The organism is Varunaivibrio sulfuroxidans (assembly GCF_029318635.1).
Lineage (GTDB): Bacteria > Pseudomonadota > Alphaproteobacteria > Rhodospirillales > Magnetovibrionaceae > Varunaivibrio > Varunaivibrio sulfuroxidans.
In genome coordinates, this window is the sequence record NZ_CP119676.1 from 1,587,412 (window position 1) to 1,608,566 (window position 21,155).

General features: G+C 54.9%; 19 protein-coding genes and 1 tRNA gene. 7 read left to right on the top strand and 13 right to left on the bottom strand.

Features of this window, described 5'->3' with window-relative positions; translation table 11 throughout:
• Positions 1-7 precede the first annotated feature (7 nt).
• Positions 8-4,669, bottom strand: a complete 4,662-nt coding sequence (gene gltB, locus P3M64_RS07525) for a glutamate synthase large subunit (RefSeq protein ID WP_132939332.1) — start codon at positions 4,667-4,669, stop codon at positions 8-10.
• A gap of 308 nt (positions 4,670-4,977) precedes the next feature.
• On the opposite strand from gltB, the gene P3M64_RS07530 reads away from it, so the two are divergent.
• Positions 4,978-5,793 carry an undecaprenyl-diphosphate phosphatase gene (locus P3M64_RS07530; RefSeq protein ID WP_132939331.1) on the top strand — a complete coding sequence of 272 codons (816 nt, stop codon included), beginning with the start codon at positions 4,978-4,980 and terminating at the stop codon, positions 5,791-5,793.
• Here P3M64_RS07530 and P3M64_RS07535 read toward each other — a convergent pair.
• The 6 genes from P3M64_RS07535 to glmU are packed head-to-tail and all read right to left on the bottom strand — an operon-like array spanning position 5,790 to position 10,518.
• The gene (locus P3M64_RS07535) at positions 5,790-6,071 is read right to left on the bottom strand and encodes a GIY-YIG nuclease family protein (protein ID WP_132939330.1); all 282 of its coding nucleotides are present in this window, start codon (positions 6,069-6,071) and stop codon (positions 5,790-5,792) included. The two genes, P3M64_RS07530 and P3M64_RS07535, sit on opposite strands and share 4 nt — an antisense overlap.
• A gap of 33 nt (positions 6,072-6,104) precedes the next feature.
• Positions 6,105-6,302 carry a hypothetical protein gene (locus P3M64_RS07540; RefSeq protein ID WP_132939329.1) on the bottom strand — a complete coding sequence of 66 codons (198 nt, stop codon included), beginning with the start codon at positions 6,300-6,302 and terminating at the stop codon, positions 6,105-6,107.
• A gap of 13 nt (positions 6,303-6,315) precedes the next feature.
• Positions 6,316-6,762 (bottom strand): GNAT family N-acetyltransferase, encoded by a 447-nt coding sequence (locus P3M64_RS07545; protein ID WP_132939328.1) that lies wholly within the window; start codon positions 6,760-6,762, stop codon positions 6,316-6,318.
• 12 nt (positions 6,763-6,774) lie between these two features.
• A complete protein-coding gene (locus tag P3M64_RS07550) occupies positions 6,775-7,242 on the bottom strand; it encodes a GNAT family acetyltransferase (protein ID WP_132939327.1) in 468 nt (155 codons plus the stop codon).
• Positions 7,243-7,275: 33 nt separating this feature from the next.
• A complete protein-coding gene (gene glmS, locus P3M64_RS07555; RefSeq protein ID WP_132939326.1) occupies positions 7,276-9,099 on the bottom strand; it encodes a glutamine--fructose-6-phosphate transaminase (isomerizing) in 1,824 nt (607 codons plus the stop codon).
• Positions 9,100-9,120: 21 nt separating this feature from the next.
• Positions 9,121-10,518, bottom strand: coding sequence for a bifunctional UDP-N-acetylglucosamine diphosphorylase/glucosamine-1-phosphate N-acetyltransferase GlmU (gene glmU / locus P3M64_RS07560; RefSeq protein WP_132939325.1), 1,398 nt, complete (start codon positions 10,516-10,518; stop codon positions 9,121-9,123).
• Positions 10,519-10,728: 210 nt separating this feature from the next.
• On the opposite strand from glmU, the gene gph reads away from it, so the two are divergent.
• The 4 genes from gph (at position 10,729) to P3M64_RS07580 (ending at position 13,334) form a co-directional block, all read left to right on the top strand.
• Entirely contained in the window at positions 10,729-11,421 is a 693-nt protein-coding gene (gph, locus tag P3M64_RS07565) for a phosphoglycolate phosphatase (RefSeq protein WP_132939324.1), read from the top strand.
• Positions 11,422-11,497: 76 nt separating this feature from the next.
• Positions 11,498-11,572: transfer RNA gene (locus P3M64_RS07570), tRNA-Val, on the top strand.
• Positions 11,573-11,690: 118 nt separating this feature from the next.
• Positions 11,691-12,704, top strand: coding sequence for an integrase (locus P3M64_RS07575; protein ID WP_132939323.1), 1,014 nt, complete (start codon positions 11,691-11,693; stop codon positions 12,702-12,704).
• A gap of 3 nt (positions 12,705-12,707) precedes the next feature.
• Positions 12,708-13,334 (top strand): DNA-3-methyladenine glycosylase family protein, encoded by a 627-nt coding sequence (locus P3M64_RS07580; protein WP_132939322.1) that lies wholly within the window; start codon positions 12,708-12,710, stop codon positions 13,332-13,334.
• A gap of 42 nt (positions 13,335-13,376) precedes the next feature.
• Here the strand turns inward: P3M64_RS07580 and P3M64_RS07585 are convergent, their stop codons facing one another.
• Positions 13,377-14,459 (bottom strand): hypothetical protein, encoded by a 1,083-nt coding sequence (locus P3M64_RS07585; protein ID WP_132939321.1) that lies wholly within the window; start codon positions 14,457-14,459, stop codon positions 13,377-13,379.
• Positions 14,456-14,719, bottom strand: coding sequence for a helix-turn-helix domain-containing protein (locus tag P3M64_RS07590; RefSeq protein ID WP_132939320.1), 264 nt, complete (start codon positions 14,717-14,719; stop codon positions 14,456-14,458). The genes P3M64_RS07585 and P3M64_RS07590 overlap by 4 nt, the downstream gene beginning before the upstream one ends.
• 63 nt (positions 14,720-14,782) lie before the next feature.
• On the opposite strand from P3M64_RS07590, the gene P3M64_RS07595 reads away from it, so the two are divergent.
• Positions 14,783-15,853 carry a DNA cytosine methyltransferase gene (locus P3M64_RS07595; RefSeq protein ID WP_132939319.1) on the top strand — a complete coding sequence of 357 codons (1,071 nt, stop codon included), beginning with the start codon at positions 14,783-14,785 and terminating at the stop codon, positions 15,851-15,853.
• A gap of 218 nt (positions 15,854-16,071) precedes the next feature.
• The gene (locus tag P3M64_RS07600) at positions 16,072-16,911 is read left to right on the top strand and encodes a hypothetical protein (RefSeq protein WP_132939318.1); all 840 of its coding nucleotides are present in this window, start codon (positions 16,072-16,074) and stop codon (positions 16,909-16,911) included.
• A 588-nt stretch (positions 16,912-17,499) separates the two neighbouring features.
• On the opposite strand, the gene P3M64_RS07605 is transcribed toward P3M64_RS07600, so the two are convergent.
• From P3M64_RS07605 to P3M64_RS07620, 4 genes are all read right to left on the bottom strand, one after another.
• Positions 17,500-19,470, bottom strand: a complete 1,971-nt coding sequence (locus P3M64_RS07605) for a relaxase/mobilization nuclease domain-containing protein (RefSeq protein WP_132939317.1) — start codon at positions 19,468-19,470, stop codon at positions 17,500-17,502.
• A complete protein-coding gene (locus tag P3M64_RS07610) occupies positions 19,460-19,792 on the bottom strand; it encodes a plasmid mobilization protein (RefSeq protein WP_132939316.1) in 333 nt (110 codons plus the stop codon). The genes P3M64_RS07605 and P3M64_RS07610 overlap by 11 nt, the downstream gene beginning before the upstream one ends.
• A 457-nt stretch (positions 19,793-20,249) precedes the next feature.
• Entirely contained in the window at positions 20,250-20,813 is a 564-nt protein-coding gene (locus P3M64_RS07615; RefSeq protein WP_132939315.1) for a hypothetical protein, read from the bottom strand.
• Entirely contained in the window at positions 20,813-21,151 is a 339-nt protein-coding gene (locus P3M64_RS07620; RefSeq protein WP_132939314.1) for a hypothetical protein, read from the bottom strand. Before P3M64_RS07620 ends, P3M64_RS07615 begins: the two co-directional genes overlap by 1 nt.
• Positions 21,152-21,155: the final 4 nt, after the last annotated feature.

The following is a 21,155-nucleotide window of genomic DNA, read 5'->3' on the forward strand; positions in this document are numbered from 1 at the left end:
TAAATCCTCAATCTCCAACCGACGTACTAACGCCGTCGTGCTCGGCGTTACGCGATTGCGCCTGCATTTCGCGCAAGGCGCGGCGGTATTCCACCGGCATGACCTTGACGAATTTGGGCAAGAACCGATCCCAGTTATTAAGGATGGTCTTGGCCCGCGTGCTGGCGGTGTAATGGTGATGTTTTTCGATCAACGTTTTCAAGCGTTGGGCGTCGAAGCGCGTCATATCATGCTCGATGCCGACACGGCCGTGGGTTTCCAGGTCGCCGCCCTGGTGGGCGATTTCCTCAAGGGCGCGGTCCTCGTCCTCGATCGGTTCGAGATCGACCTGGGCGAGATTGCAATGGCGTTCAAAATCGCCGTCTTCATCGAGCACGTAGGCGATCCCCCCGGACATCCCGGCGGCGAAGTTGCGCCCGGTGCGTCCAAGCACGACGACGATACCGCCGGTCATGTACTCGCAACCGTGATCGCCGACCCCTTCGACCACGGCGATGGCCCCGGAATTACGCACCGCGAAGCGTTCCCCCGCGACGCCGCGCAGATAGCATTCCCCGGTGGTGGCGCCGTAAAGAACGGTGTTGCCGGCGATCATGTTTTCTTCGGGCGTGATCGGGCTTTCGTCGGCGGGGCGAACAACGATACGCCCGCCCGACAGGCCCTTGCCGACATAATCGTTGGCGTCGCCCTTCAGGTCGATGGTGACCCCCTTGGCGAGCCAGGCGCCCAGGCTCTGCCCGGCGGTGCCCTTGGCGTCGATGACGATGGTGTCGTCGTCCAAGCCCGCCGCACCATAACGTTTGGCGATTTCGCCCGACAACATCGCCCCGATGGTACGGTTGACGTTAAGGAACATCGCCTCGATCCGAACCGGCTTGCGGTCGTTCAACGCCGGGGCGGCCTGGGCGATCAAGGCGTTGTCGAGCGCCTTGTCCAGACCGTGATCTTGGGTCTGGGTGTTGTAGCGGGCGACCTCTGCGGGCATGTCGGGACGATGCAGAATTTTCGAATAGTCCAGGCCGCGCGCCTTCCAGTGGTCGATCGCGTCCTGCATTTGCAGCACGTCGCTGCGCCCGATCATCTCGTCGATGGTGGCGAAGCCCAGTTCGGCCATCAGTACGCGAACCTCCTCGGCGAGGAAGGTCATATAGTTGACGACATGAGCAGGCTGGCCGGGAAACAATTTACGTAGCTGCGGGTTTTGCGTGGCGATGCCGACCGGACAGGTGTTGAGATGGCACTTGCGCATCATCAAACAGCCCGCCGCGATCAGGGCCCCGGTGGCGAAACCGAATTCGTCGGCCCCGAGCAAGGCCCCTATGACAACGTCGCGCGCGGTGCGCAGGCCGCCGTCCACCTGCACCGCGATGCGCCCGCGCAGCCGGTTGAGCACCAGGGTCTGATAGGTCTCGGCGAGGCCGATTTCCCATGGACTTCCGGCGTGCAGGATCGAGGTGATCGGGCTCGCCCCGGTGCCGCCGTCGAAGCCCGATATGGTGACGTGATCGGCGTGCGCCTTGGCGACCCCGGCGGCGACCGTGCCGACGCCGACCTCGGAGACCAATTTGACCGAAATACGCGCCTTCGGATTGACGTTCTTCAGATCGTGGATCAGTTGGGCGAGATCCTCGATCGAGTAAATATCGTGATGGGGCGGCGGCGAGATCAGGCCGACGCCGGGCGTCGAATGGCGCACTCGGGCGATCCACTCATCGACTTTGTGCCCGGGCAACTGACCGCCCTCACCGGGCTTGGCGCCCTGGGCCATCTTGATTTGAATGTCGTCGGCGTTGACCAGATATTCGGTGGTCACACCGAACCGGCCCGAGGCGACCTGCTTGATCGCCGAGCGCATCGAATCGCCGTTTTCAAGGGGGATGAAGCGTGAGGCCTCCTCGCCGCCCTCCCCGGTGTTCGACTTGCCGCCCAGGCTGTTCATGGCGATCGCCAGGGTGGTGTGGGCCTCCCACGAGATCGAGCCGAACGACATCGCGCCGGTGGCGAAGCGCTTGAGAATCGCCTCTATGGGCTCGACCCGATCGAGAGCGATCGAGGCATTGGGAGAGTTAAAGCGAAACAGGCCGCGCAGGTTCTTAAGGACGGAGTCCTGATCGTTCACGGCAGCCTCGAAACGCCGATAGGTGTCCCGATCGCCCTTGCGTACGGCGTGCTGCAAAAGGGATATCGTCTCGGGCGTCCAGACATGGGCCTCGCCGCGCTGACGGAAGGCCAGATCGCCGCCGACATCCAAGTGCTTGGCGTAAATCGGCGCTTGGCCGAAGGCGTCGCGATGGCGCCGCGTGGTTTCCTCGGCGATCTCGGCCAAGCCGACGCCGCCGATGGCGGATTTGGTATTGGTGAAATAGGTGTTGATAAAGGCGTCCGACAAGCCGACGGCGTCGAAAATTTGCGCCCCGCAATAGGACTGATAGGTCGAAATCCCCATCTTCGAAAACACCTTGAGCATCCCCTTGGAAACCGCCTTGATATAGCGCTTGTGCGCCTCGCGCTCGTCGATATCGTCTTCCAACGTGTGACGCAGGGAAGAGATGGTGTCGAAGGCGAGGTAGGGGTTGATCGCCTCGGCGCCGTATCCCGCGAGCAGGCAAAAATCGTGCACGCAACGCGCCTCGCCGGTTTCCACCACCAGTCCGACCTCGGTGCGCAAGCCTTGGCGGATCAAGTAATGATGCACCCCCGCAGTGGCGAGCAGGGCCGGAATGGCGATATGATAGGCGTCCATGTCGCGATCCGACAGAATCAGGATGTTATAGCCCTCGCGCACGACATCCTCGGCGCGCCGGAACAACCGTTCCAGCGCCGGTTCCATCCCCGCCGCGCCGGCGTCGGCGGAATAGGTGATGTCCAACGTATAGGTGCGAAACGCGTTATCGACGTGACTTTCGATGCGCCGGATTTTTTCCAACTCCAGGTTGGAGAGGATCGGTTGGTGGACCTCCAGGCGTTTATGCGTCCCGGCGTGATCGGGGTTGAGCAAATTGGGGCGCGGTCCGATCAGACTGACCAGACTCATCACCAGTTCCTCGCGGATCGGGTCGATCGGCGGGTTGGTGACCTGGGCGAAGGTCTGGGAAAAATAATCATAGAGAATCTTGGGCCGCGCGGAGAGCACCGCGATCGGGGTATCGCGTCCCATCGAGCCGATCGGGTCCATCGCGGTCGCCGACATCGGCCGCAAGAACACCTTGATGTCTTCCTGGCTATAACCGAAGGCCTGTTGGCGATCGAGCAGGATGTCGTCGTCGGGCGCCATCGGAGCGACTTCGTCGGGCAGATCGGAAAGGTGAATCTGCGTGCCGTCGAGCCATTTTTGATAGGGCTTGGCGCGCGCCAAATCGGACTTGATTTCGGCGTCGTCGATGATCCGCCCCTGTTCGAGATCGATCAAGAACATCTTGCCGGGCTGAAGCCGCCACTTCTTGATGATTTTTTCTTCCGCGATCGGCAACACGCCAACCTCGGAGGCGGCGATCACGAAATCGTCGTCGGTAATGACGTAGCGCGCCGGGCGCAGGCCGTTGCGGTCCAGCGTCGCGCCGATCTGCCGCCCATCGGTGAAGCAAACCGCGGCGGGGCCGTCCCATGGCTCCATCAGGGCGGCGTGGTATTCGTAAAAGGCCTTGCGGTCGGGGTCCATCAGCGGGTTGCCGTCCCACGCCTCGGGGATCATCATCATCATCGCGTGGGCCAACGAATAACCGCCCGCGACCAACAATTCGAGGGCGTTGTCGAAGGTCGCCGAATCCGATGCCCCGTCGCCGATCAACGGCCACAATTTGGCCAGATCATCGCCTAAAATATCGGACGTCATCGAGCTGCGGCGCGCCTGCATCCAGTTGATGTTACCGCGCACGGTGTTGATTTCGCCGTTGTGGCACAGATAGCGGAACGGCTGCGCCAACTTCCATGACGGGAAGGTGTTGGTGGAAAAACGTTGGTGTACCAGGGCGAGGGCGGATTCGACCCGCGAGTCCTGCAGATCGAGAAAATATTTCGCCAGGTTGCCCGACAGCACCATTCCTTTGTAAACGATCAAGCGGGTCGAAAGTGAGGTCGTGTACAATTGATCGCCGTCAACGAGAGCCTCGGCTTCGCAGTGGTCCCATACGGCATGATGGGACACCTTGCGGATGACGAACAGCTTACGTTCGAACGCCGCCTCGTCGGCGCACCCGGCGCCCCGCTTGATAAAGACCTGCCGGATCACCGGCTCATCGGCTTTAACGCTTTCACCCAGGTGGGAATTGTCAACCGGCACGTCGCGCCAACCGAGGATTTCCTGGCCTTCCTCGTGGGTGACCCGCTCGATCGCCTCGATGCAGCGCCGGGCGGTGCGTTCGTTGCGCGGCAGGAAAATCTGCCCCACGGCGTAGTCGCCGGGTTCGGGCAGATCGAAACCGAGGTTCGCGCATTCTTCCTTGAAAAAGGCATGAGGGATCTGGATCAGAATGCCCGCGCCGTCACCCGCCATGGCGTCGGCGCCGACCGCCCCGCGGTGATCGAGGTTGACCAAAATTTGCAGGCCTTGGCGAACGATCTCATGGCTTTTCGCGTTTTTGATATGCGCGATAAAGCCGACGCCGCAATTGTCATGCTCGTTCGCGGGGTCATACAAACCTTGTTTATGCGGGAGAGAACCTCGATACATAATGTCCCTTTATTTTTGTGCCTCAAAACTATTGAATTCGTTGAATTTAGAGCGGCCTTACCTTCTCTCCGCCGACCTTGGGGTCGGCGCGGAGCCGGTTCCGCCGCCTAAGTGATATGAATTAGGAGCCGCGCAGGGTACCCAATATCGTCACAAAAGGCAAAACAATGAACGTATCGGGACATTATAAACGACATTTTTCTTCAAAAAATAGATCAAGACGGAACAATCCCGAAAGAGGACGATTTCTGTTCTTTGGGCTGTAACATGAGAGTGCTATAAAAAGGCCAACGAATTCGGGGGGTGTCGTGCCGCTATTACATATTGCTATTTTATCGCTGGTTCAGGGGATTACCGAGTTTCTGCCGATATCCTCATCGGGCCATCTCGTCCTGGTGCCGTTCGTGGCCCACTGGAAGGATCAGGGATTGATCGTGGACGTCGCCGTGCACGTCGGCACCCTGGGCGCCGTGATGTTGTATTTGTGGCGCGACATCTGGTTCATGATCAAAGGCGCTCTGGAAATGATCGCCAACCGCACCGTGACCCCCGGCGGGCGGCTCGCCATGTTGGTGATCGCCGCAACCATTCCCGTGGTGATTTTCGGATTCGCCATGAACCATTATTATAAAGACGGTCTGCGCAGCGTGACGGTCATCGGGTGGACAACCCTGGTATACGGCGTCATTCTTTACATCGCCGATAAGGTTGGTCTGACCATGCGGCGGATGGAACATCTGCGTTTCGCCGACGCCATCACTATCGGACTGGCCCAGGTGTTGGCCCTGATTCCCGGCACGTCGCGCTCGGGGATCACCATGACGGCGGCGCGCATGTTGGGCATGGAGCGCACGGAATCGGCGCGCTTTTCGATGATTTTATCGGTGCCCACGATCATCGGCGCCGGACTGCTCAAGGGGCTCGACCTCTACCATAGCGGGAACGCTGCGCTGGACGCCACCGTCGCCATCGCGGTTGGCTTGTCGTTTGTCTCGGCGCTGGTGGTGATCGTGCTTTTGATGTCGTGGCTGAAACGCGCCACCTTCACCCCCTTCGTGATTTACCGCATCGCCTTGGGCGGGTTTCTGCTGGCGTGGGCGTACGGGTTTATCGCCCCGTTTTAAGAGCTTGGAACGTCCTCGTCGGATGCGCCGAATAAATTCTCGGCAACCTCGCGGCGCAACGCACGCGCGCGTTTGAGACGCCATTCCCGGCTCATCGCCGCGTTCCGGGTAGCGAAGCGTTCGCCATAGAGCAGCACCCAGCGCCGACCACGGGTCGATTTAGCCCCCCGCCCCGCGTTATGGCGACGAAGGCGCGCTTCGATATCCGTGGTCCAACCGACATAGGTGCGCACCCCATCCTTGTCTCGACACCCCAACACGTAGACGTAACACCACACGGTTCGCGCCTCTTCGACCTCAGCGCCGCGCGATCAATCGTCGGTCAGCTTTTTCGCCAGTTCGGAGATTTCTTGATCGTGCTTATAAATCTCCGCCAAAATCCCCGCCGCCTCCTTGGGTGCGTGCGTGAACGCCAGACGCAAAATATCCATCCAGTTTTTGTTGTTACGGCCGCGTATTTTTTCGATTTCGTCAATCAAGTCCAAGTAATACCGTGTCTGTTCGCTCATCTCATGTCCCTTTTCACTTCGGCGGGCGCGGCGCTTCGCGATAAAAATGGAAAATCCCGCCCTTTTCCTCGCCCAGGCGAAACCCCGCGTGGACGCACATTTTTTGCGAGGCGACGTTGCTCGCCTTGACCTCGGCCCGATAGCGCCCAGGGTAACGGGTGACGAAAGACCAAAGCATCGCCTTGCCCAGGCCCCGCCCCCGGTAATCGGGGTTCAGGGTCCAGCTGAGCACACTGAGCGCGCCTTCGTCATCGCGCCGGATCACGCCGATCGGGGCGGCGGCGTCGCCCTGGCAGACAAACAGATCCCGGCGGGCGTCCGTCAGACTTTTGTCCAGCCACGCCAAATGATCGCTGAAGGCGATTTCGCGCCCGTCATGGGACATCGCCCGGGTGTGCGCGTCGTTGCGCCAAGCAAACAACAAATCGGCGTCGGCCATTGTCGCGCGCCGGAAATTCATGCTCGTCTCCTGTTACGTTAGGAAGGATTCTTCGTCATCGACGATAAGCCTTTTACCGTAAACGGCGCAATCCTGCCGTGCATAACCGAGGGCTTGGTAAAAAACGGCAACCTCCGCGTTGCTTTCGCGCACCAGCAGATTGATCTTCGCACAACCCATCGCGATCAACGCCCGTTCGAGCGTGTGCATCAGCGTCTTGCCGACCCCTGCGTTTTGGAAGTCGGGATGCACCGCCAAAGAATACGCCCCACCCCGGTGGCCGTCGTAGCCGCCCATGACGGCGCCGATGAGCGCGCCGTTTTCACCCTCGCCCCCTTCCTCGTCCTCGGCGACGAAGAACAGGCCCTGGCCCAGCCGCTCGGTGCGCGCGATGTCCTTAAGCGGGTCGTTCCACGATCGCGTCAGTCCGCATGTCCGCCAAAGGCGGACCACGTCCCCGCGGTCGGCGGGTCGATAGCCGCGCACGTTGTACGTCTTCATGATGTCCTCCGTTCCCGCGCCGCGCGTCAAAGCCTACTCCACGGTCACCGATTTCGCCAGGTTGCGCGGTTGATCGACATCTGTGCCCTTGATCACCGCGACATGGTAGGCCAGCAGTTGCGCCGGAATGGCGTACAGGATCGGGGCGACGAAGGGATCGACGTGGGGCAGGGCGACGGTGGCCGCGGCCAGATCGCCCAATTTTTGCGCCCCCGGCCCGTCGGACAGGAAAATCACCCGCCCACCCCGGGCGATGACTTCCTGCATGTTGGATGCGGTCTTGTCAAACAGATCGTCCGACGGCGCGATTACGATCACTGGCACGCTTTCGTCGATCAGGGCGATCGGGCCGTGCTTCATTTCGCCGGCGGCGTAACCTTCGGCATGGATGTAGGAAATTTCCTTGAGCTTGAGCGCCCCTTCCAGGGCGATCGGATAGCTCGACCCGCGCCCCAGGTAGAGCACGTCGCGGGCCTCGCTGACGCTTTCGGCCAGGGCGCGCAGGCGCTCGTCGTGATTGAGGACTTCGGCGGCGCGGGCCGGCACCTCGACCAGGGCGTTCATCAATCGCGCCTCGTCGTCGTGGTCGATCGCGCCGCGGGCCTTGGCGGTAACGATGGCGAGGCACGCCAACACCACCAGTTGGGTGGTGAACGCCTTGGTCGAGGCGACGCCGACCTCGGGTCCGGCGCGGGTCAGCAGCGTGGCGTCGGATTCGCGCGCGATCGTGCTTTCGGGGACGTTGACCACCGACAGGATATGCTGGCCCTGGGCGCGGGCGTAGCGCAGCGCCGCCAGGGTGTCGGCGGTTTCCCCCGATTGCGAGATAAATATCGCCGCCCCGCCTTCGGGCATCAAGGCGCCGCGATAGCGAAATTCGGAGGCGACATCGACCTCGACCGGAACGCGGGCCACCTTCTCGAACCAATATTTGGCGACCAGCCCCGCGTAATAGGACGTGCCGCAGGCGATGATCGTCAGTTTGGAGATCGCGGTCGGATCGAACGGCAGGCCGGGGATCGTCAAGGTGCGTTCGGCGGCGTTGATATACCCTTGCAGGGTATCGCCGATCACCTGGGGCTGCTCGTAGATTTCCTTGAGCATGAAATGACGGTAGCCGCCTTTTCCGACGGTGGCGCCGCTAAGCGCCGTCAGGCGCACCTCGCGCGTGACAGGGGCGTTATCCTCGTCGAACACCTCGGCCCCGTCCGGGTGCAGCACCGCCCAATCGCCGTCTTCCAGGTACATGATTTTCTTGGTCAGCGGGGCCAATGCCAGGGCGTCGGAGCCGAGGAACATTTCGCCGTCGCCAAACCCGATGGCGAGCGGACTGCCGCGCCGCGCCGCGATCATCAGGTCATGGCGTCCGGCAAAAATAATGCCCAAGGCGAAGGCCCCTTCCAGGCGCGCAAAGGCCTTGGCGCACGCCTTTTGTGGGGATAGGCCTTGGTCCAGGTACAGGGTGATCAGATGGGCGACCACTTCGGTATCGGTTTGCGACGACAGGCGGCGGCCGGCGGCGGTGACTTCCGCGCGCAAGGACTGAAAGTTTTCGATAATGCCGTTGTGCACGATCGCCACCTTGTCGGTGGCGTGAGGATGGGCGTTGATCTCGTTGGGCACGCCGTGGGTGGCCCAGCGGGTATGGCCGATCCCGATCGTCCCGCTTAGCGGCGCGGCATTGATAGTCCCGACCAGATTATCCAGCTTGCCCTGGGCGCGGCGGCGTTCGATGCCGCCGTTGTCCAGGGTCGCCACGCCCGCCGAATCGTAGCCTCGGTATTCCAGGCGCTTGAGCGCCTCCACAATCAGGGGCGAGACCTCGCCCTTGCCGATGATGCCGATGATGCCGCACATGTCGTTTTCCCGCCCCGCGCCCTAAGCGCCGTTGCCCTTGGCCGGTGTCCCCGACGTGGTTTCCTCGCCCGCGCGCGCTTTCAGGTCCCGCTGGCGTTCGCGATAGCGCGCCGCGCCGCCGGGCACGATTTTCACCGCCGCGCGAGTTACCGCGATGGCGTCGTCCGGCACATCCTCGCCGATCGTGCTGCCCGCCCCGACCAGCGCCCCCGCACCGATCCGCACCGGAGCCACCAGGGCGCTGTTGGAGCCGATAAAGGCACCCGCGCCGATGTCGGTGCGGGCCTTGGTAAAGCCGTTGTAATTACACGTAATCGTCCCCGCCCCGACGTTCGCCCCCGCGCCGACGCGGGCATCGCCGATGTAGCTTAAATGATTGACCTTAGCCCCGCTTTCGACGGTGGCGTTTTTGATCTCGACGAAATTGCCGACATGGCTGTCCTCGTCGAGAACCGCCCCGGGGCGCAGCCGGGCGAACGGTCCGACGGTCGCATTCTCGGCGATATGCGCGCCCTCGATATGGCAAAACCCCTTGATAACGACACCGTCGCCGACACGCGCCCCCGGCCCGAAAAAGACACTGGGGCCGATCGTCACGTCGCGCCCGATCTTGGTGTCGTGGCACAGCCAGACCGTGGACGGGTCAAGCAACGTCGCCCCGCCCTCCATCGCCCGGGTGCGCAGCGCGTCTTGGGCCAAGGTCTCCACCATCGCCAGATCGACCCGGGTATTGACCCCGATCAGTTCCTGTTCCTCGCCTTCGACCCAAGCGCAGGAAAATCCGTCTTCACGGGCCAAGGCGACCAGATCGGTAAGGTAATACTCCCCCTTGGCGTTGCTGTTGGACAGTCGCGATAGCAGTTGCGGCAGTACCGCGCCGTCAACCGCCATCAGGCCGGAATTGCACAGGCCTATATCACGCTGTTCGGCGGTGGCGTCCTTGGCCTCGACGATGGCTTCGAGCCGACCGTCCTCGGGGTCGATCACTAGGCGGCCATAGGCCCCCGGATCGTCCGGCTCGAAACCCAACACCACCACCGCCGGGCGCGGCGCGGCGCGGCGGCGCTCAAGCATCGCGAAAATCGTCTCGCGGGCAATCAGCGGGGTGTCGCCGAAGACCACCAAAACGTCGCCCTGGAACCCTTTCAAGGCGCTCATCGCGGCCTTCACCGCATCGCCGGTGCCCAGGCGCTCGTGTTGGACGACACACGGGATAGGAGCCACCGCGTCCGCGATCTCCTGCTGATCCGGACCGACCACCACGACGATGCGGTCCATCTCGACCCGCCTCAGGGTATCGAGAAGGTGGCGGATCATGGGTCGCCCGGCGATCGGATGCATAACCTTGGGAAGGGTCGATTTCATGCGGGTGCCCAGACCCGCGGCCAAAACGATGGCGGCTGTTTTATTCTTGGTCATTGTGCCTGTGTATACTTAACTGCCTGACTATTGCGGGAATACGCGACGATAGGGCGCATGGACGTCCTCTAACCATAATTTCGTCAAGGGTGTTGATTTTTCGTCGGAATATCCGCACCCTTTGGCCCTTGCCATAAAAAACCTCGCCATGGGGGACCTTGCCATAGGGCGCAAGCGCCGCCAAGTCAAAGATTATTACGGAACTTTACAATGATCGACACGACCCACCGCGGCCCGCTCAAGGCGGTTTTGTTCGACCTCGACGGCACCTTGATCGACAGCGCGCCGGACCTGCACGGCGCCGCCAATCACATGCTGACGGCCCTCGGTCGGCGCGAAGTGTCGCTGCGCGAAGTTCAAATGATGATCGGCGACGGCGTGCCCATGCTGGTGCAACGCTGTTTCGCCGCCACAGGAGACACCCCCGACGCCGACGCCTTGGCCGAACATACCCGGCGCTATGTCGAATATTACGAGCCGCGCAGCACGGTGCTCACCGCCCTATACCCCGGGGCTACGGACGCCCTTGCCGCACTCAAAGATCGCGGCGTCGGCCTCGCCATCTGCACCAACAAAGTCGGCGGGGCGACGATGGAAATTCTGGCGAAACTGGGCATCGACCACTACTTCGATTGCGTCATCGCCGGCGATACCCTGCCCGGGATTAAAAAGCCCGACCCGCGCCACCTGGGCGCCGCGCTGGAGCGGCTGGAAACAACGGCCGAGAACGCGGTGATGATTGGCGACAACGCCAACGACGTAATCGCCGCCCATGGCGCGAACCTACCGATCGTCTTGCTCGGTCACGGCTACACGAAAATCCCGGTCCACGAACTCGGCGGCGAGGCGGTCATCGATCACTTCGACCAGCTTCCTCAAGTCCTGCGCCGGTTTGGTGGATAGGTCCCCCATACCCGTTCACCCCGCTACACTTGACAGGCACACCGCTTCACCGTATATCGGCGCTTCGGCACATATCGGGCGCGTAGCTCAGCGGGAGAGCACTGCCTTCACACGGCAGGGGTCACAGGTTCAATCCCTGTCGCGCCCACCATCGAAAAGCCTCGGGAAACCGGGGCTTTTCGTTTTTTCTGGCCTTCCCAACCTCCCTGTTTTATAATTTTTGGGACACAAATGGGACACTCACGTCTCAGGGCTGGAGGGTAACAACCATGGCAACAATTGAGCAGCGCGGCCCTTATCAGTGGCGTGCCAAGGTGCGGCGCAAAGGCTACCCAGTCCAAACCAAGACCTGTGATTACAAAGCCGAAGCAGAGGCCTGGGCGCGTGACATCGAAGGGCAGATGGACAGGAGCGCTTTTGTTGATCGCTCCCTCTCTGAACGCGAAACCTTCGAAGAGGTGATCAAAGCCCACCTCAAGAACATAACGCCGACGCACAAGGGTGCTGAATCGGAGAAAATGCGCTTGGATAAATTCATGCGTGATGAAAATGAGCTGTGCGCTTATGCGATGGCCAACCTACGCACCGAACATTTTGAAGACTACCGCGACCGGCGGCTAGAACACGTCAAACCTGGCACAGTTGCACGTGAGCTCAATCTTCTCCATAGCGTGATCCAGCACTGCCGCCGCCGCCTATCCCTACTTGAAAACCCAATTTCTCATGTCAAACGACCAAAGGTTAGAGACGCCCGCTTTTCACGCCTTGAAGACGGTGACGAAGAAAAACTTCTGACTGCCATGGATGACTGCAGAAATGAATTTATCAAGCCCGCCGTAATTTTGGCCCTGGAAACGGCCATGCGACGCGGTGAACTGCTTTCGCTAAAATGGGACGATGTAGACCTGACCAAGCGAACAGCAACGCTTCACGACACCAAAAATGGAGAAGCGCGGGACGTGCCCTTGACCACACGCGCCGTTGGCGTATTTCAAAATCTCCAGGATGCACGCGACAAAAAGAAAGTCGTCGGCATTAAGCGCGACCTCCGGGTATTCCCCATATCAGACCAAAGCCTCAAATGCGCCTGGGAGCGCGGGCGCAAGCGCGCGGGGAAAGAGGACTTCACTTTCCACGATCTACGCCACGAAGCCATCTCGCGGCTATTTGAGAGAGATTGGGACGCCATCAAGGTTGCTGCTATCAGCGGACACCGAAACATGCAGTCGTTGAAGCGTTACGCCAATTTCAGGGCTGAGGATTTAGCGAAGGAGTTGGGTTAAGGCATGGATATGCAATTCATTGATGACGCAGTCATCGTACTCTCTGCCCAAGACGCCGTGATGCGTGAGGTATTAAGGTCCATTGAACCAATATCGCCGCCCTCGAAAGACCTTTGCTTTGAAAACACGGCAAGAATTGTAATTAATCAGCAGCTTTCAGGGAAAGCCGCTAACACAATTTTTTCCCGAATATTAAATGTAGTAGAAGAGTTCACCCCTTCATCAATTATCGAGACGCCTACGGACAAACTTAGAAATTGCGGATTATCCCGTGCGAAGATTCAATATATCAAAGCGCTTGCAGAAAAATGTCAGCATGATCAAAGCTATTTAACTTCATTCATAAGCATGACTGACGAAGCGGCCTTTGCTCGCATTCGTGAGAACAAGGGCTTTGGTGATTGGAGCGCCTATATATTTTTGTTATTTCACTTGAAGCGCCCCAACATATTCCCCGAAGGGGATGCCACGTTAAACTCAGTAATTAGCGAACTGTATGGTGTGTCGAAGTCAAACACGGATGATATCTGTCGTATGTCTGACAAATGGTCTCCATATAAAAGCATCGCATGCTTGGCACTATGGAGATGGGCGGATTCTGGAAAGCCAGCCATCAACACCCATGTGTGATTGCTCTAGCACATCACACTAATATCTAAAATTGACCGGGGATTATTCAGTTTTGAATATTTCATTCCAGCCGGTCTTCGTTTTGATTGGCCTACCTATATCTTCTATGAATCCCCTCAATTCCAATAATATTTCTTCAATTTGAGATGCCGTAAGCAAGGAAGAAATTGAGTATATGAACTGCCTAATGTCGACAAAATTTATAGTCTTACCTTTAAAGTTTAGTGCGTTATTTTGAACCCCATCCAGCTCCTGGATGTCTTCAGGAATTCTGCAAATAAATTGCACTGGCCGATCAAGCAAGCTTAAGGAATCCAGCGCCTCAATGCAGTCATCCAACCGCTTTTTATCAATCTTCTTTACAGTAATTTCAAATAAATTAACCGGGTTACCATCTAGCTCGAGCCAAATATCTGCAGGCTTTTTTGATGTTGTATTCGTGCCAAAGACGCTTTCATCACCACCCTCAATTTTATTACATGAACCATCATATAGCTTCTGTAGCAGCCTTGAGACAACGAACTGAGGAACAGTTCCGCTTTCTGGATATTCAAGCAAAAATGTTGAACACTTGTGAGCAAATTTTTGATTAGACAAGCCCCGCTCATCTGGTGCGCAAACAGCTATAGCTGCAACTGTAGCTGCATACTCCACTAGCTTAAAAAAGAAGAAGTCAACTAAGCTTTCTCGTTCCTCGGCGGGTGCTGACTGGATATACCGGAGATAATCTACAGCTGCTTGAGCTGCTACCTGTGGACGTTTACCCTGCGCCCAATTTTCATCTAAAACATTAGTATTTTTAGCTACGTTTAGCGGGTCTGATTTCCCACAAGGGATACGGCCTTGATAGGCATAAAATATGCCTTGCTCGAATATCGCACGTGGGTTGCAATCATAAAATCTGTTCAGGGGGTCATATTGCGCATCTATAAATTGACCAGTTATTGCCGTAGCAACGACTCCCCTAAAGCCCATGGCTTTTGTAAATATCAGATTTTGTAAAGTTGTTTTCAGTTGTTCGTAATCTGTCAGTGCACTGAAATCAGCTTCTGATAGGCTAGCCACATGCTCTAGTTTTCGTTCGATAAATTCTTGAGCTTTTTTGTTTCGCACATCTGTACTCATTTGTCATTCAACCCGAAGAATTCTTTAACGAGTTGGTTCAATTTGGCATTTTCGCGAATGCGATAAAAATCCAAAAGTTGTTTGAACTCCCATACATCCAAACGCTGTTCACAAGTTTCTATTTTAGAAACTTCTGACTGTGTCCTCCCGAGTGCTTGCGCTACCTCATCTTGCGAGAGGCCCAAGCGTTTGCGTTCTGCGCACAGTTCCTCGATAAACTTCGCGTACTGCTCAATATGAATTGATTTTGCTCTTTTCATGCCTGCAAATATCTTCTATAAGTCAAAATATTCGAAAATAGAATAAAATGGGGACTGTTAAGAATGAAAGCTGTTTCACTTTTTTCGGGCGCTGGCGGTATGGATGTCGGGGCTATCAGAGCAGGGTTTGAAGTTGTTGCAGCCTCAGAGATAGATGCTCACGCTTGCTCCACTTACCGGCGAAACCACCCGGGAACAGTTCTGATTGAAGGCGATATTGACAAACGCATGTCCGAGATAATGAGTTTTAAGGGCGTTGATTTAGTCATTGGTGGCCCTCCTTGTCAGGGCTTCTCAGTTGCTGGAAAAATGGACCCTTCTGACCCCAGGTCAAAATTAGTTTTCTCATTTTGTTCAGTTGTAGAGAAATTACTCCCAAGAGCATTCGTTATGGAGAATGTTAAGGCTCTTGGAAAGTTGGCTAAATTCGAGGACGTCCGTCGAGAAATAATTCGTAGAATGCGTAACGCAGGTTATCAAACGACAGTTCATATTTTAAACGCAAAAGATTTTGGAGTCCCACAATCTCGTGAGCGTGTTTTTTTTATCGGAACAAGAGCCTGCTCAACCGTCCTTGAAACAAACGATTTTGAAAAGTTCAAACAAGAGGCAATTTCCCTCCGCCACGCCATTGCTCACCTAGGAAGAGCAGGATCACTAAACAATTCACCAATAACAAAGGCTAAAATTACCTTAGCTAAAAAACCAGTACTTAGAAAATCTCCATACGCTGGCATGCTGTTTAATGGTCAGGGCCGCCCACTTAACCCTGATGCTTGGTCTAGCACCTTGCCTGCAAGCATGGGGGGGAATAGAACGCCTATAATTGATGAAGAACACCTCTATGGTGGCGCTCAAAGTTGGGTTGAGGAGCACCATAGAAAAATACTATCTGGAGCAATACAGAGTGAGTACAAAGAAGCCCCTAGCAGACTAAGGCGGCTAACTATTCGTGAAGCTGCAGTCTTGCAGTCCTTCCCTGAGAGCTATTGTTTCGAGGGGCCTCAGTCTAGAATTTTTAGCCAAATTGGAAACGCTGTACCATGCAAATTAGCTGAATCAGTCCTAAAAGCCGTCAAGCATACGCTCTCAAATACTGCCACGGACCTACGGATTGCAAAACAATCAGCCTAGCCTCCCTCATTCCGTTTGATACTGTAAAATACGGCTTCAGAACTTGTCTGCAAGGAGTACGAATTCTTGGATAAGCCATAACGCCCAATTTGCCCGCTATGAGCCGTGTTGCACCGCCAGCATCCATCTAGCTGACAAGGCTAGACTTGTGCTACCATTGCAAGAACATGAATTCGAAAGTAATATTCGTTCACCATTTACCAGGGGGGATAGATAGAGTGCGTGTTCAGACTGCATTAGGGATCGTAAATACTATTCAGCTTGCCAATGCGAATTCGAAACTTTCGCGAATGCAAAACGATCTGGCATATCAGGCTCAACAGGCTTTCTCTCAAGCTCAACGACAGTTACAAGTTGAGCAAGTTAGACAACTGATATTTGATGCGCGTGTCCAGTGGGAGGAGATTGAAAACATCGCCACAACGGACCCAATTCAAGCGTATGTATTTTCACGCTCAACGAATAACCTTTTACAAAACATTTCCCCTGAAATGCTGCCTGAAATTAGCGACAAAGAATACCTCCACAAGGTCAGCAAATATGCGAACTCTATCAATGCAAACCTAGAGCGCACACTTGGTCAAGTTGCTCTCATTAAAATTGACAGAAGTGAAGAACTTGGAGAGATCATTAAGCAGCTGTCATACATGATTTTCTTGGTTTCATCCTTAGATCACGTACGTTCAAGCTTTTTTGGAGGTGCAAAAAAACTCCGTAAAAAAGGGCTAGAGCAAGTCCTAAACGTAGCAGATGAATATGGAATTTCAGAGCTTCTGGAAAATGGTCAGAGCCTTATCGAAAAATATCAAAATGGTCGCGTCAAAAAATCCGTTCTCATTAATGAAATCAAGGCTCAGGCGAAGCTCATGAGGGGGAACGGTATGGACTTCATTGATAAGTATCTCCTCACAAGCTTGCCACATGAAATCCGCTTAAAAAACGACATTCATGGGCTTGACCCAATGTTAGAAGAAGCAAAATCAGAACAAGCCACGATCATCAACGACTTACTTCCAGGCACTACACCTGCATCCGAAGCTGCACTTGCGAACACATGAACCAACTGCGGTTTAATATCCGCATTGGAGGAGAACCTTATGCATTAGTACCGGCGTAAGATTCCTGATCATGCCCAAACGATTGATCATGGACATTGGAGTCAGAAATCGTCCGTATTCAATTTGACAATGCCATCCACACTCCGCTCTGAACCATTCTAAAAACTTCCTGTTCCATAATTGGTTCACCTGTTAATTTGCGCCAACCCGTACCAGTTCTAAAGCAAGTAGCCCGCCATTCGTGGTCCAGAGCCACCATTAAAACACTCTGGTCGAGCTCAACTGAAAGCTCCCCTATTAAACTGTCCACGTTTGCAAAAAATATATCGAAGCCATCTTTGCATGCCCAGTCTGGGTTAGGTCCTCTGTACGAGGAACCTATCGCCACTGAATAGTCAGTTGCGATCTCGGTTAACGCAGCCTTTTCAGAATAATTTATTATCATTGTTGTTTCCTAACTTGAGGGCCCGCGAAGCGGTGCTCGAAAGCAAGCGCCAATTCATGCCCCCGCCCTAGCGGATGTATGACATTGGCATCGCTTGCACATACCCTTTTTTAAAACTCTACCCCTCTAGCACATACCCTTTTTTAAAACTCTACCCCTCTAGTTTTTGTCCGTTGTTTCTTTAGATGATTAGCCGGTATTTTCAGACCATGCTCCCTCATGAAGGCTTTCAATATTCTTTCGCCAGCGTCAAACAATCGTCTTTCCTTTGGCCCCGCAGGACCCTCTATCTTTTTTGCATTAAATGCCCACTGACGGGTGACCTTAAGAGTAGCCTCCAACTCCGCCTCGCACATTTTTGCAAACTTGTCGTGCATGGCTTGAAGCCGCCTTTGCGCTGCTTGTTTCCTCTCATAGTTTATCTCGTAGTTTGCCAATCCTTCATCATCGAAACGAATGGGTTCTATAGTAGAAGGAGCAGGTTTTTCATAAGCCTCTAGCTCAAGTATAATTTCAGCTTGTTCTCCATAGGGCCGAAGAATGGTTTTGGCCCTTTCCAAGCCTTCAATCAGAATGCGTACATCAACATCAAAGGGGTCACTTTCAAGTGCCTTGAGCAAAGCACCGTGTGCCTTGCTCGTCATTGTTAAACAAGCTGCGTTCATGCGGTCTGACATGGCATCAATTTTCTTTCGTCCATCCAACAAACTCAGGTGAACAATTTTGAGATCGCTAAGACCCTTTATTCGAAGCGTATTGTCAAAGTCGATTGAATGCGTGCCTATCGAGATTGGGTATGGTTTAGACGGGTTTGGCTTTTCTTTTGCTGGCTTCGACATGTCTCTATCTCCTAAAATTCTGGGTGAAGGTGAAGGCTTAAAATGTTGCGTTGTGACTTGCGTCTCCCTTCCATCAACAAGGCCTTCCTTTTGAATTGGCTCCGTCGCACGTAGTTTTGTTTTAGCTTTCACGCGCTCATGACGGCGTTTCTCAAAAAATTCCATTTTTCTTTGCTCCGGTGTGATCGCGGGAACACGGTCATATTTTTCTGACCGATAGCGCTCCCATGTCATACGAAACCGCTGTTGCAGTTTTTCACGCCCAAGACCTTTTCCGGAAACCTGCGTAAGTTTGCATTCATCACCAGCACTGTTTTCAATGACCATGCCGCGCCCTTCGGCCCGCAAATAGTAGCGATGTTTTTGCAGTGCGTTTTCTAGCTCATCCCAACTCTTGGCGGTGCTGAATGGTTTTGTCTGGCCAAGATTTTCAGCTACCTCACGAGCAAACTTTTTCATTGAGGCCGGACTTTTATTTCTACGCTTTCGCGGCAAAATGATTTCACCCGTCCTCACTTTTTCCCAGTCGTAAGCATTCCCAGTCTTAGGGTCTATCCAGCGCCCCGGCGTAACCTTCAAGCCATAGCGCTTCTCAAAATTACGATTCAGGGCCTGGAGCTTCACCAAATCGAATGACGGATCATTAACCCGAGCAGACGTTGGGTGAACCTTGTTGATTGCGAGGTGCATGTGAGGAGAGCCCGTATCGCAATGTACGACCAACAAGGCCTGGTGCTCAGTCATCCCGAGCGCATTAAGTGCCTCACGCGTATATTCATTCCAAAATTCAGAGGTTGCCTTTTTACGATCAGATGCGGGGAGAGAGACGACATAATGCAATGATGCAGATTGTTGCATCCTGGTATTCAGCGCCGCCGTTTCACCCATCTGCTCCGCGACTTGGCTTATCTGTTCTGCAGTCAATCTCTCTCCATCAAAAAAGTTTGTGTTAAATGCAGCCGCAAACTCAACACGTCCTTCTCCGCTAGGTGCGGCGCGCTCTCCATTTTTGCTCTCTCTCCCCTCCACTAGATACGCTGTGAGTTGCCGGAAATCGCGCTTGTGCTGAGCACGCATTCGAGGTTCAAGTGTACGATTAACTTGGCGTCTTTTCGTTTTAGTGCGTGATCCAGATCGCGAACCAGCGCCAATTTTGAACTGGCTGTTTGGCCGAGTACGAGTCAATTCACGTAGGGCTGCTTCCTCGTCTTTTGAACAGCCCCTCCCTACACGATTATGATCATCATCACGGCGCATGATCTTCTTAGTGATCATGACCAACCCTCCTGATCGCGGGGGCTAAGGTATCAAATACAAGCCGATACACTTCGTCCTCAAGGTGCGTAAGGCCATCTTGGTGTGCTCGCCTGACAATCTGATTCAGGTTATTACCGATCAAAGTTAACTGCCTAATCGTCGCACGGTCAGAACTAGCCAAAATCTGGCTCAAACCACGTCTGCGGGTATACGTTGAGACACTCTTAATTCCGGCCTGGGCAGCCAACTCTTTAAGTTTTTCAAGCTCGGATTTTGATACGCGCACCGACAGTACAAGTGTGCGTTTTTCTTTTTGGGTACGATCATCAATATCAGGCATAAGACCTCCGCGAATTCAGAACTTGGGAGGTGGAACTTGGGAGGTGCTTGGGAGGTGCTTGGGAGGTGCTTGGGAGGTGCAAGCGATGCCAATGTCATACATTCGCCAGAGCGAATGACCTGAATTGACGCTTGCTTTCGGGCACGCTGGCGCGGACCTCAAGGATGTGCATAACGTTCGCAACAGAAATGGGTTCATCACAAAACCCCACTCTGCAGACAGCGCCACAGGCGTAAGGTGCGCGCCCTTGGGCGCATATGGCACCTGTTGAGGCCAAAGGCCGAGACGCCAGGTTGTCGCCCGCAGGCGACGCAATTCCATCTTGTTCGATAGGCCCAGGCCCGGTGTGGTGCTGCTCCGGTCGCTACGGCGCTATGTGAGGCGCGCTCCCTCCCACAGCACCACACCAGGCCGAGAATTCTTAAGGTTCTTGTTAGCAGGACACCAATGTCCGGGATCATGACGAATCCCCCCCACTGGTGTCCGCTATTTGGCCCTCACTCCAGACATTGGTGTCCGGAGACATTTGTATGTTTATGTCACCCTTGTGTACGTCAATATTGATGTTGATATCGCCAATATTGATTATGTTTCCGCTTCGATGTGCACCTAGCTCTTGTGAAAGCTTCTTAATCATTTTTTCCATTAGAGAGGGGATATAGTCGAACTCAATTAATTCATATTTTCCCGGCTCGGTTTCGACTCGGAGATAATCAACAATTGTATATTCGTACCCGCGACCACGTGGTGTTGCCTTTAACAAAGGTAACTCACGTTCACGCAAATCCTTTAAGGCACGCCGACTCGTTTTTTCGCAATGACCAGCTATTTTGGCGATTTCATCAGCGGATGGAAAGCTGAGTCCCGAATATAAATTTGTGTGAGCTCTCACGATCAGCCATGTTTTTATTACCCCTTCATTCATGTCTCGTAAGCCGCCAGACAAAATGAAGTCATTCATTAATCTCGACCACGTGGCGTTAAAAAAAGGGTATTCTTTTTGAGAACTCTGCCGTCCCATTACTCACCTCCTTTTTTAGAGGTGATTGTCAATTTAGGGCGTTTTCTTTGTCGTCCTGGAGAGCGTTTTTTGCGCAGGTTCTCACCACGCTTTGATTTACGGCATGGAGCATCATTCCAAGTTGGAATTTCCTTCCCTAAAAGCCAGTCATTCACATCTTGAAGCTGGTAAAGATCATAGCTGAAGCCCTCGGGCCTAATGCACACAGGCCCACGGTGTTCTCGTGCCATCGCATGTAATGTTGGAACCGCTATTCCGCTAATGCGGCTAAATTCACTGCGTGAAATAGTAACGCGACTTGCAGGAATGCTTTGTACGTTTTTACTGGTGTGTGCCATCTGC